14 protein-coding genes are annotated in these 11,987 nt (G+C 59.1%); 13 read left to right on the top strand and 1 reads right to left on the bottom strand.

From position 1 onward, the window contains the following. The first annotated feature begins 13 nt into the window (after window positions 1–13). The 8 genes from hutI to AC2TAD_RS06085 all read left to right on the top strand — a co-directional run bounded on the left by hutI (window position 14) and on the right by AC2TAD_RS06085 (window position 7,319). Window positions 14–1,219 carry an imidazolonepropionase gene (gene hutI, locus AC2TAD_RS06120; protein ID WP_480866567.1) on the top strand — a complete coding sequence of 402 codons (1,206 nt, stop codon included), beginning with the start codon at window positions 14–16 and terminating at the stop codon, window positions 1,217–1,219. Beyond that, entirely contained in the window at window positions 1,219–2,748 is a 1,530-nt protein-coding gene (gene hutH, locus AC2TAD_RS06115; RefSeq protein WP_480866565.1) for a histidine ammonia-lyase, read from the top strand. The genes hutI and hutH overlap by 1 nt, the downstream gene beginning before the upstream one ends. Further along, window positions 2,748–3,545 (top strand): N-formylglutamate deformylase, encoded by a 798-nt coding sequence (gene hutG, locus AC2TAD_RS06110; protein WP_480866563.1) that lies wholly within the window; start codon window positions 2,748–2,750, stop codon window positions 3,543–3,545. The genes hutH and hutG overlap by 1 nt, the downstream gene beginning before the upstream one ends. Beyond that, entirely contained in the window at window positions 3,542–5,224 is a 1,683-nt protein-coding gene (gene hutU, locus AC2TAD_RS06105) for a urocanate hydratase (protein WP_480866562.1), read from the top strand. The genes hutG and hutU overlap by 4 nt, the downstream gene beginning before the upstream one ends. A 70-nt stretch (window positions 5,225–5,294) precedes the next feature. Further along, entirely contained in the window at window positions 5,295–6,173 is an 879-nt protein-coding gene (serB, locus tag AC2TAD_RS06100) for a phosphoserine phosphatase SerB (RefSeq protein ID WP_480866561.1), read from the top strand. 46 nt (window positions 6,174–6,219) lie between these two features. Next, window positions 6,220–6,549 (top strand): ArsR/SmtB family transcription factor, encoded by a 330-nt coding sequence (locus tag AC2TAD_RS06095; RefSeq protein ID WP_480866559.1) that lies wholly within the window; start codon window positions 6,220–6,222, stop codon window positions 6,547–6,549. Further along, entirely contained in the window at window positions 6,537–6,965 is a 429-nt protein-coding gene (locus AC2TAD_RS06090; protein ID WP_170774929.1) for an SRPBCC family protein, read from the top strand. The genes AC2TAD_RS06095 and AC2TAD_RS06090 overlap by 13 nt, the downstream gene beginning before the upstream one ends. A 33-nt stretch (window positions 6,966–6,998) precedes the next feature. Then, the gene (locus AC2TAD_RS06085; RefSeq protein ID WP_480505175.1) at window positions 6,999–7,319 is read left to right on the top strand and encodes a YciI family protein; all 321 of its coding nucleotides are present in this window, start codon (window positions 6,999–7,001) and stop codon (window positions 7,317–7,319) included. Window positions 7,320–7,322: 3 nt separating this feature from the next. Here the strand turns inward: AC2TAD_RS06085 and AC2TAD_RS06080 are convergent, their stop codons facing one another. After that, complete coding sequence (locus AC2TAD_RS06080) at window positions 7,323–8,321, bottom strand: asparaginase (protein ID WP_480866557.1); 999 nt, start codon at window positions 8,319–8,321, stop codon at window positions 7,323–7,325. Window positions 8,322–8,498: 177 nt separating this feature from the next. Between AC2TAD_RS06080 and AC2TAD_RS06075 the strand changes: the two genes are divergently transcribed. From AC2TAD_RS06075 to AC2TAD_RS06055, 5 genes are all read left to right on the top strand, one after another. Further along, entirely contained in the window at window positions 8,499–9,032 is a 534-nt protein-coding gene (locus tag AC2TAD_RS06075) for an invasion associated locus B family protein (RefSeq protein WP_170754671.1), read from the top strand. Between the two features lie 172 nt (window positions 9,033–9,204). Beyond that, window positions 9,205–9,372, top strand: coding sequence for a hypothetical protein (locus AC2TAD_RS06070; protein WP_480866555.1), 168 nt, complete (start codon window positions 9,205–9,207; stop codon window positions 9,370–9,372). Window positions 9,373–9,482: 110 nt separating this feature from the next. Further along, entirely contained in the window at window positions 9,483–9,860 is a 378-nt protein-coding gene (locus AC2TAD_RS06065) for a lysozyme inhibitor LprI family protein (protein ID WP_170355449.1), read from the top strand. Between the two features lie 79 nt (window positions 9,861–9,939). Continuing rightward, window positions 9,940–11,130, top strand: a complete 1,191-nt coding sequence (gene rlmN, locus AC2TAD_RS06060) for a dual-specificity RNA methyltransferase RlmN (protein WP_480866553.1) — start codon at window positions 9,940–9,942, stop codon at window positions 11,128–11,130. A gap of 228 nt (window positions 11,131–11,358) precedes the next feature. Next, complete coding sequence (locus AC2TAD_RS06055; protein ID WP_480866551.1) at window positions 11,359–11,985, top strand: cytochrome P460 family protein; 627 nt, start codon at window positions 11,359–11,361, stop codon at window positions 11,983–11,985. Window positions 11,986–11,987 lie beyond the last annotated feature (2 nt).

Below are 11,987 nucleotides of genomic sequence, written 5' to 3'. Positions count from 1 at the left end.
GAAAAGAGCTTCGATGATGACAAATATGGTCATTTTTGCGGGAAATGTCGCAACCATGGAGTGCGACCGGGAGCCCTACGGTTTGTGCGTGGACGCAGCGATCGCGATCGAGGGTGGTCGAATTGTCTGGGTCGGATCGAAAAAAGAGTTGCCTGAGCGATTCTCGGGTTGGGAGGCCACGGATTATGGTGAAAGGCTGGTGACCCCGGCCTTGATCGACGCGCATACGCATCTGGTGTTCGGGGGCAACAGGGCGGCTGAATTCGAGATGCGGTTGAACGGTGCATCGTATGAACAGATCGCACGCGCCGGAGGGGGCATTCTGTCGACCGTCAGCGCCACCCGCGCGGCATCCGAAGAGGCGCTGTTGTCCGACGCTTTGACCCGTGCTGATGCTTTGGTGTCTGAAGGTGTCAGCTGTGTCGAGGTGAAATCGGGATACGGGTTGGACGTAGAAACCGAACTGAAAATGCTTCGGGTTGCACAAAAAATAGAAAAACTGCGCCCGATGCGCGTGAAGACCACCTTTCTTGGCGCGCATGCTGTTCCGCCCGAGTACAAGTCCCGCCCCAAAGACTATTTGACCGAGGTTTGTATCCCGACCCTGCACGCAGCCCACGCCGAAGGGCTCGTGGATGCGGTTGACGGTTTCTGTGAGGGCATTGCCTTCACCCCCGCCCAGATGGCGCTTGTCTTTGATGAGGCGCAATCTCTTGGTCTGCCGGTTAAGCTGCATGCTGAACAACTGTCCAATCTTGGCGGGGCCAGATTAGCTGCCAGTTACGGAGCACTGTCGGCTGATCATGTGGAATATCTGGATGAGGACGGTGTCGCGGCCATGGCGGAGGCGGGCACGGTAGCCGTGCTTTTGCCGGGCGCGTTTTACACGCTACGCGAAACTCAGGTTCCGCCCGTGAACAGACTGCGAGACAAATCCGTGCCGATGGCATTGGCGACAGATTGCAATCCGGGGTCGTCTCCGCTGACGTCTTTGTTGCTGACGATGAATATGGGGTGCACCATGTTCCGCCTGACGCCCGAAGAGGCGCTGGCTGGTGTGACCCGGAATGCGGCGCGTGCGCTTGGCTTGCAGGACACGGGCGAAATCACTGTGGGCAAACGGGCGGATCTGGCTGTCTGGGATGTGCGGCACCCGGCTGAACTGGCGTATCGGATCGGGTTCAATCCCCTCCACCAGCGAATCTTCGGAGGGATGTGATGGCGCACCTCACCGTAACACCCGGAGGCGTAACCCTTTCGGAATTGGCCAAGATCTACTGGAATCAGCCATCTGTGCGACTGGACCCTGCCTGCGAAACTGCCGTGCAGCGCGCATCACAGCGCGTTCAGCACGCCGCCAAGGGCGACGTGGCCGTCTATGGCGTCAACACCGGGTTCGGGAAGCTGGCCAGCCACAAGATCGCCCCCAAGGATACTGCGGTTTTGCAGCGCAACCTGATCCTCAGCCATTGTTGCGGTGTTGGGCCGTCTGTCCCGCGCCGTATCGTTCGGCTTATGATGTCGCTGAAACTGCTGTCCTTCGGCCGCGGCGCGTCGGGCGTTCGATGGCAACTGATTGCGCTGTTGCAAGACATGCTGGCACACGATGTTATCCCGGTCGTTCCGGCGCAGGGGTCGGTCGGCGCGTCTGGTGATCTGGCACCCTTGGCCCATATGGCGGCAGTCCTGATTGGCGAGGGTGAGGCCGACTGGAACGGCAAGATGATGCCGGGGCGTGACGCGTTGAAAGCGGCAGGGTTAGAACCTGTTGCGCTGGGCCCAAAAGAGGGGTTGGCCTTGATCAACGGCACTCAGTTTTCGACAGCCTACGCTTTGGCGGGCATGTTCGAAGCCTGGCAAGCGGCGCAAACTGCGCTCGTCATTTCGGCTTTGTCCACTGATGCGATCATGGGATCTACGGCCCCTTTGCGGCCCGAAATCCACTCCCTGCGCGGACATCGCGGCCAGACCGAAGCCGCCAGCGCCATGCGCGCTGTGCTGGCCGGGTCAGAGATTCGCGAAAGTCATCGCGACGGAGACAGTCGTGTGCAGGATCCCTATTGCATCAGATGCCAGCCACAGGTCACGGGGGCGGCGATGGACGTCATACGTCAGGCCGCCGCGACTTTGGAAATCGAGGCAAATGCCGCCACTGACAACCCGTTGGTTCTTGAAGATGCGATAGTCTCGGGCGGGAATTTCCACGCTGAACCCGTTGGATTTGCCGCTGACATGATCGCGTTGGCGCTGTCCGAGATCGGCGCGATCGCGCAGCGCAGGATCGCCCTCATGGTGGACCCTGCGCTGAGCTTTGATCTGCCACCCTTCCTGACACCCGATCCGGGCTTGAACTCGGGCCTTATGATCGCCGAAGTCACCACTGCCGCATTGATGAGCGAGAACAAGCATCTTGCCAACCCATGCGTCACCGACAGCACGCCGACCTCTGCAAATCAGGAAGATCACGTTTCGATGGCTGCGCATGGGGCGCGGCGGTTGGGACGGATGGTCGAAAACCTGACCAACATCCTTGGGGTAGAATTGTTGTGCGCCGCGCAGGGCGTCGAGTTTCGCGCGCCGTTGGCGACCAGCGCCCCGCTGCAGCAAGTCATCAACCGACTACGCCGCGAGGTGCCTACATTGGATCAGGATCGCTATATGGCGCCAGACCTTGAGACAGCGAAAGCACTGGTAGCGCGCGGTGACATTCTGAAGGCGGCTGGCAACCCGATGCCAGAGTTGCGCTGATGCAGGTCGTTGGTGTCCAACAAGGTGACAGCCCGGTTGTGCTAGGCCAACCGCACGGCGGGACGTTTGTTCCGAACGAAATAGCTGGGCGATTGAACGCAGCAGGCGCTGTGCTGACGGATACGGATTGGCACATCAACAGGCTCTATGATGGGCTATTGCCGGCCGCGACCGTGGTGCAATCTCATATTCACCGCTATGTCGTTGATGCAAATCGCGATCCCGAAGGTGCCTCGCTTTATCCTGGGCAGAATACGACAACGCTCGTGCCCGAGACGGGTTTTGACGGTCAGCCGATCTGGCAAGCCGGTCAGGTGCCCTCAGCCGATGAGGTCCAGAAAAGGTGCAGCGCATATCACGCGCCGTACCACGTGGCGCTTGCAGCAGAGCTGGATCGCGTCAGGGCTAAACATGGCGTGGCGGTCTTGTTTGATTGCCATTCGATCCGCAGTCGCATTCCGTTCCTGTTTGACGGTGTTCTGCCAGACTTGAACATTGGAACAGACGGCGGAACGACCTGCGCGCCGGAAATCGAGGCTGTTGCGTACGAATTTGCGGATTCGTCGCCGTATAGCACCGTTTTGAACGGACGTTTTCGCGGCGGGTGGACCACTCGGCACTACGGTCGACCGAGCGAATGTGTACACGCCATTCAAATGGAAATTGCGCAGTCCGCGTACCTAACCGCCGAGCGCGCGCCGTGGCGCTATGACACTGCGAAGGCCGACCGTCTGCGCCCGTGGTTGCGCGATATTCTGGATGCCATCCAAGACACAGTATTGGAGCTTACGCCATGAACGATCCCCGTAAGAACACGCGAGATATCTATCCGCCGACTGGGCCAGAGCTGAACGCCAAAAGCTGGATGACCGAAGCGCCTTTGCGGATGCTGATGAACAACCTGCACCCGGACGTAGCCGAGAACCCGCATGAGTTGGTGGTTTATGGCGGGATTGGTCGCGCCGCACGTACATGGCAGGATTTCGACACTATTGTAGAGGGTTTGAAGGATCTGGAAGAGGACGAGACTCTGATTGTCCAGTCTGGCAAGCCCGTGGCCATCATCCGCACCCACAAGGATGCACCGCGCGTTCTGATCGCCAATTCCAACATCGTGCCGCATTGGGCCAACTGGGATCACTTCAACGAACTCGATAAGAAGGGCCTGATGATGTACGGCCAGATGACGGCCGGTTCGTGGATCTATATCGGCACGCAGGGCATCGTTCAGGGCACCTATGAGACCTTTGCTGAGGCCGGGCGTCAGCACTATGGCGGCGACCTGACCGGCAAATGGATTCTAACCGGCGGCTTGGGTGGTATGGGCGGTGCGCAGCCTCTGGCGGCCGTCTTTGCCGGGGTCTGCTGTCTGGCGGTGGAATGCAACCCCGACAGCATCGACTTCCGCCTGCGCACCAAATACCTGGATGAAAAGGCCGAGACGCTGGACGAAGCGCTTGAGATGATCGACCGCTGGACCACAGCCGGCGAGGCGAAGTCCGTAGGACTGCTGGGCAATGCCGCCGAGGTTTTCCCCGAGATCTACCGTCGCATGGCCGAGGGGGGCATGCGCCCCGATATCGTTACCGATCAGACCAGCGCCCATGACCCGATCAATGGATACCTGCCTATCGGCTGGTCCATGGCACAGTGGCGGGAAAAGCGCGAAACAGAGCCTAAGTCGGTGGAAAAAGCCGCACGTGCGTCGATGAAACAGCATGTGGCGGCCATGGTTGATTTCTGGAATGCAGGCGTGCCGACACTGGATTACGGCAACAACATCCGCCAGGTGGCGCAGGATGAAGGGCTGGAAAACGCCTTTGCTTTCCCCGGTTTTGTCCCTGCCTACATACGCCCGCTGTTCTGCAAAGGGATCGGCCCGTTCCGCTGGTGCGCCCTGTCCGGCGACCCGGAAGATATCTACAAAACCGACGCCAAGATGAAAGAGCTGTTCCCCGAGAACGAGCACCTGCATCGCTGGCTCGACATGGCGCAGGACCGCATCGCGTTTCAGGGTTTGCCCGCGCGCATCTGCTGGATCGGGCTTGGGGATCGGCATCGTGCTGGGCTGGCCTTCAATGAGATGGTGGCCAATGGTGAACTAAGGGCCCCTATAGTGATCGGGCGGGATCACTTGGACAGCGGCTCGGTCGCCAGCCCGAACCGCGAGACCGAGGCGATGCTGGATGGCTCGGATGCGGTCAGTGACTGGCCTTTGCTGAATGCGTTGATCAATACGGCCAGCGGGGCGACATGGGTGTCGCTGCATCATGGCGGCGGCGTTGGCATGGGCTTCAGTCAGCACGCGGGTGTGGTGATCTGCGCTGACGGGACCGAGGACGCCGCGCGGCGGTTAGAGCGGGTGTTGTGGAACGATCCGGCCTCGGGCGTGTGGCGTCATGCGGATGCCGGGTATGAGGCGGCGAAGGATTGCGCCCGTGCGCATGGGCTGCGGTTGCCGGGTATTCTGGGCTAGGGCGCATCTGTCCTCTGGCGAAAATGCTGCACCTGCGATATCTCGCAGGTGAGCTTGCCGGAGATTGAAGATGTACGTTGCCACCCTTTTGACCTACCCTGAGAAGAACACGTTTGATCAGGCGTTGGTCGACTCCCTGCGCAATGCTTGGGGCGGCGGAGATGTGCAGTGGTTGAGCCCGGATGAAGCCGCAGAGTTTTCGCTGGCGGCCTTGCCGGATAATCAGTGGGACGTGTGGGCTGATTTGCAGAACATGGGTGTCGATCTGGTGGTCCAACCCGCCGACGGTCGCCGCAAGAAGATGCTGCTGGCCGATATGGACAGCACCATGATTCAGCAGGAATGCATCGACGAACTGGCCGATGAGGCGGGCGTTGGCGAGCGCGTCAAGGACATCACCGCGCGGGCCATGAACGGCGAGCTGGATTTCGAGGGCGCTCTGACCGAGCGTGTCGGGTTGCTGAAAGGTTTGGACGAGGCCGTGATCGACAAGGTGCTGGCCGAGCGAATTACCCTGATGCCCGGTGGCAAGGAACTTGTTGGGACCATGCGGGCGAATGGGGGTTATGCCGCATTAGTGTCGGGCGGGTTCACGGCCTTTACGTCCAAGGTTGGGGCCGAACTGGGCTTTGATGAGAACCGCGCCAACACGCTGCTTGCCGAGGGCGGCAAGCTGACCGGTGATGTCGGGCGTCCCATCCTGGGTCGTCAGGCCAAGGTGGATGCTTTGGAACAGATCACTGCGCGGTTGGGTCTGTCCGAATCGGATGTGATCGCCGTGGGCGATGGCGCGAATGATCTGGGTATGCTGGGCCGGGCTGGAACCGGGGTGGCGCTGCACGCCAAGCCCTCGGTCGCGGGACAGTGTCAGGTGCGGGTAAACCACGGAGATCTTTCGGCTTTGTTGTTCCTGCAGGGCTATGCACGATCTGAGTTTGCGGCCGGTTAACACAGCGCGGCTTTCTTTTATTTAACAAAAATGTTAAACAATGGTCATGAACACTCTTCTGACCACATTTTCCGCGTTGTCTGACGCAACGCGATTTTCCATCGTCGAGCAGCTTATGCAGGATGGAGAATTACCTGCCGGAGACCTGATCGAAGGACGCGGCATGTCCGGCGCCGCGATCTCGCGCCATTTGAAACTGCTGCGCGAGGCGGGGCTGATAAATCAGCGCGTGCAGGGCAGCCAGCGGATGTATTCGATCCGCCCCGAGGGGCTGCGCGCGATTGCGGAGTGGACCATCTCGAAACGTCAATTCTGGGAAGGCAGCCTGGACCGTCTGGGTGATGCAATCGAAAAGGAGACCTCATGGCCGATTTGAAACTGGAGCGCGCTTACCCGCTTGCACCGGACGATCTGTATGCGTGGATCAGCACCCCCGACAAGCTTCTGCAGTGGTGGGGACCCGAAGGGATGCATGTGCCCGAGCACAACCTGGATTTCTCTCGCACGGGTCCGTGGTATTCGGTGATGCAAAATGGCGAAGGGCAGCGGTTTAAGGTTTCGGGTCATGTGACGCATGTCGATCCGCCCAAATCGGTTGGGTTCACATGGGGCTGGCATGACGATCAGGACCAGCGCGGAGCCGAAAGCCATGTGATGTTGGTGGTCGAGGCAGCAGAAGAGGGTGCAAAGTTGATCATCGACCACCGCGAGTTGGGCGATGACGAAATCGCAGCGAACCACACCAAAGGCTGGACGTCGACGCTGAACAAGCTGGCCGCACAGCTGGCCTAGTTTTTCATCACGAAGGCATAAGGGAGGAAATAAATGCCACAGTTTCTATTTGTCTATCACGGTGGTCATACCCCGACCGACCCCGCTGAAATCGAAGCGACCATGGCCGCCTGGGGCGCTTGGTTTGGCGGAATGGGCGAGGCACTGGACATCCCCGGAAACCCGGTTGGCCAGTCTTACACCGTCAGCAGCAGCGGTGTTGTTGACAATGGCGGCGCCAATCCGGCCTCGGGCTTTACAGTTGTCAAAGCCGAAAGCATGGATGCTGCGACCGAGATGGCCAAGGGTTGCCCGATGGTTGTCAACGGGTCCGGCTCGGTCGAAGTGGCCGAGATTCACGAGATTGAGATGTAGCCTTTAGCTGGGGAACCCCGGCGCGGGTTTGATCACGCCGCATTCCAGCCCTCGACGGCTGTATTGCGTGGCGTTCAGAAATTTGCGGGTGGCCGGGTGGTCGGCCTCCAGCACGCCCAAGCTGACCAGAATCGCGGCAATGGCGCATTCGCTGGCGCGGGTGGTGCCGTCGGTGATCTTCAATGCCACGCCCATGCGTTTTTCGGGTAGGATTGCGATGAACACAGCCTCGGCACCGGTTTTGATGGCAACGCGACCACCCATGGCGCGCATCAGTTCGGTGCAGGCGCGGGTTTCACCGGCGACCAGCTCGGGGTGTTTCATCATTGCGGCCGTCAGCTGTTGCGCCGCGTCGCTGGCCCGATCTGACCGATCCGAGGCGCTGGCAAACCACGCCATCGAACGCGCCAACCCGACCAGCGAGGTCGCAAAGTTCGGGGCCGAGCAGCCGTCGATCCCATAGGCAGGGCTGGTCTCGCCCGTTGTTTCCTCAAGAGCGGATAGGCAGGCCTGTTGTACGGGGTGGTCGATTTCCAGATATTCCGGTCCGGCGCCCATATGCTGAGCAACGGTCAGAAACCCGCAATGCTTGCCTGAGCAGTTGTTGTGAATCTGACAGGGCGTGTCGTCGGCCAAAATTAACCCGTCGCGCGCAGCCATGTCCTGTGGCTCTTGCGGGCCGCAGCGAAGATCGGGTTCCGCCAGACCCAGATGGTCCAACCAGGCCGAGACGCGATCCGTGTGGATATGTGCACCGCTATGCGAGGCGCAGGCCAGCGCCAAGTGTTCCGAATTCAGCCCGTATTTTGCCGCAGCACCCGAGGTGATCAGCGGCAGCCCCTGAATCATCTTGGCCGAGGATCGCGGATAGATCACAGCGTTCGGGTCCCCCCAACTTTGAACGATCTGGCCGGTATCGTCGCAGATCACCGCATGCCCAAGATGTAGGCTTTCCAACAGGGGTCCACGCCACAGTTCTGTCATTGGTACGGCTTGTGTCATGCGAACCCTCCTAAACATGCGCAAAATTCTGCCAATCGCCCTTTCGCCTGTGGCGAAACCTGCGTTACAGTGTGTATGTCGGCAAACACCAGAAGACGCAACTTACAGACGAACCAGGCAGGGTTCGCACGCGACGATGGTGGGTATGAGGTAATAGTCGAGCTAGGAGGCTGGACGATGGGATCAAAGCTTGTCCGCGTGATCGCGGGCCTTTGCGTGGCGGGGCTGGCCACAACTGCAACCGCTCAACAGGCAACAAGCACCAACAGGGTGGCTGCCAAAACCGATTGGAGCGTTTTCGTCGAAGACGACCCAACCGAGTGCTGGAGCGTTTCTGCACCTAAAGAGACAGTGAATACCCGTGGCGGTCGCGTAGTCTCGGTGCGCCGCAGTGATATTTTGCTGTTCGTGTTCTACCGCCCCAACGCCGAGGTTAAAGGTCAGGTTACCTTTACGGGTGGCTATCCCTTCGCGGCAGGGTCAACCGTGAGTCTTGATGTCGATGGCACCAAGTTCGAGCTGATCACCGAAGGCGAATGGGCGTGGCCTGCGACCGAAGGCGAAGACCTGAAGGTTGTTGCCGCGATGAAACGCGGGACCGAGGCTGTACTGACTGCGCGCTCTGAGCGTGGCACGCAGACCAAGGACACGTTCTCATTGCTGGGGTTCACTGCGGCGATTGAAGACGCGGAAAAGCGCTGCACTAGCTAAACTGGGCATTTGCCTGACCGCTGCCCCGCCAGTTCGGCGGGGTTTTTGCTTTGTGACAAGGCATTGTGCAGCGTTCTGGAGGCGGCACCCGTATTCAGAACTTGATTCCGGTCAAAGAAATGAATGCAAATATCTGCATGTATAAGGCTCTGAACTAGTGAAGGAGCCCGAAATGCCAACGAAATCACTCACCACCGTCTTGATGATGGCCGCCCTTATCCTGAGTGCCTGCGAGAAAGAGGCCGATACATATCCGGTCACGGGCGAGCAATGCGGGCCGGATGATCCGGTTCAAACGCTGGACGCAACGGATTGCAATATCCTGCCACCGGGCATTTGACGCATGCGGGTCCCATCGTGGCACGGCCATGTCGTCGTGCCTGGGGCTTCGTAGCTTTGGGATGAACCCGGGCCTGTGCTAGTATTGGGCAACCAACAGGGAGCTGCCTGATGCGCTTTGCATTTTTGATTTTGTTTCTGTCCTCCGCTGCCAGTGCCGATCCAGCACTAGAATGTCTGGATGCTGGGTCTCAGGTAGAGATCGGCGCATGCGTGGGCGCGATGGAGGACCGCGTCAATCAGGCGATAGATGCAAGTTACGACATCGCCATGCAGTCGGCCAAAGAACTGGATGATGTTACCGGACGTGTTGTGGCAGTGCCCGCGTTGGACAGCGCTCAGACCGCGTGGCTGGCTTACCGCGATGCTCAATGCGAGGCTGTTGGCGCGTCGTTCGGCGGTGGGTCAGGTACCGGCATTGGCATTACCGCCTGTCGGGTAGAGTTGGGCCGGGCACGTGTGGACGAATTGCTGCGCTACGCGAATTAAACGCGACGATTTCTTTTGATCTTTGCGCTAGGTCCTATATAGAGGCGCATCCCAAGCCAGAATCTGCCGAGATAGCCCCATGTCGCCCAAAGCGCCGATCACTCAAGACGTCCTGACCCTCCCTCGCAAACTGCCCGAGGGAAAGGTGAACCTTGTCGGCTTGACCCGCGACCAGATGCGTGCGGCTTTGATCGAACATGGCACGCCGGAAAAGCAGGCCAAGATGCGCACCGGTCAGATCTGGCAGTGGATCTATCAATGGGGCAAGCGCGACTTTGCGGATATGACGAACCTTGCCAAAGCCTATCGTGCCCAACTGGCCGAGAATTTCGTCATCGAAATCCCCGAGGTCGTGACGCGGCAAGTGTCCGAGGACGGCACCCGAAAATACCTGTGCCGCATCGCCGGCGGGCATGAGGTCGAGGTGGTCTATATCCCCGAGGAGGATCGCGGCACGCTGTGTATTTCCTCGCAAGTGGGCTGCACGCTGACCTGTTCTTTCTGCCATACAGGCACACAGAAACTAGTGCGCAACCTGACCGCGGCCGAGATCGTGGGTCAGGTAATGATGGCCCGCGATGATCTGGACGAATGGCCCACCCCCGGTGCGCCCAAGGATGAAACCCGTTTGCTGTCGAACATCGTTCTGATGGGCATGGGCGAGCCGCTCTATAACTTTGAAAACGTCCGCGACGCGATGAAGACCGCCATGGACCCCGAAGGGATTTCTCTGTCGCGCCGCCGGATCACCCTGTCCACGTCCGGCGTTGTCCCTGAAATCGCCCGCACCGCCGAGGAAATCGGCTGCCTGCTGGCAATCTCCTTCCATGCGACAACGGATGAGACCCGCGATGTGCTGGTCCCCATCAACAAGCGTTGGAACATTGAGGAACTGCTTCAGGCGCTGGCCAGCTATCCTAAAGTCTCGAATTCCGAACGGATCACGTTTGAATACGTGATGCTGGATGGTGTGAATGACAGCGACGCTGACGCGCACCGGTTGATCGACCATATCAAGCGCCACAAGATCCCGGCCAAGATCAACCTGATCCCGTTCAACGAATGGCCCGGCGCGCCGTACAAGCGCAGCTCGAACAACCGAATCCGGGCTTTTGCGAATATCATCTATCAGGCGGGCTATGCTTCACCCATCCGCAAGACTCGGGGCGAGGACATTATGGCGGCCTGCGGCCAGCTGAAGTCAGCTACGGAACGCGCGCGCAAATCTCGCAAGCAAATCGCAGCCGAAGCGGGGTTGGACAGGCAGTAAGCGCAATATTTCAGCGATATGTGAACAGATTTAATGCGCCGTCCGCTGTCTATTGTATGCGGAATTTGGTATGTTTGTCTGGCCTGAGTGGTTGAAGCACTGACATTCCAGCGCCTGACCAAGCGCAAGCTTTACCCATTTTGGCAAGATTAAGCGTGGCCGCTATCCACTTGCCACTCACATGACGTGCTGCGTTCCTGTGAAACGAATTACCGGTTGGGCCATAGAATGCTATTGGAATTGATACGACGAATCCCCGGCATATTTCCGGGGCTATGTGTCGGCTGTTTGGTTGCAGTTTCTGCTGCAGCCCAGTCCGAGAGTGAAAGCGCACATCTTGCCATCGAAAATCCTGCTGAACTGTCCAAGGAAGAAGCGTCCGGCATCTATAGCTCGCTGCAAAAGCGCATGGCGCGGGGATATGCCGCCGCGCAAATGGAAATCATCAGAAACTACCAGAGCTGGCCGCTGTTCAATGATGCGCCCTACATCTCTGAGACACATGGCCGGCGGTTCGTGAACAGCTATGCGAACCGGATGGCACACAACTATGGCGCTCTGACTGAGGGCGAAAAACTGCCCATGGGGTCTGTGTTGGCGAAGGACAGCATGACTGTCACGGATACCGGCAATACGCATCCCGGCGCATTGTTCGTAATGGAAAAGCTGGCCGAAGGCGTAAGCCCCGATACGGCGGATTGGCGGTACATCATGGTGATGCCGGACGGGTCGGTGTTCGGTGACACGATGGGAGATCGCGCAAGCGCCGTAGCCTATTGCCACGATTGCCACGAGGCTGTGGCTGATCGGGATTATACTTTTTACGTACCCGAAGAATATTTGGTGCAGAACTGAAC

Source organism: Ruegeria sp. HKCCD7628 (assembly GCF_057221005.1).
Note: the sequence above shows the minus strand (reverse complement) of the source record. Positions and strands in the feature narration are given on the sequence as shown.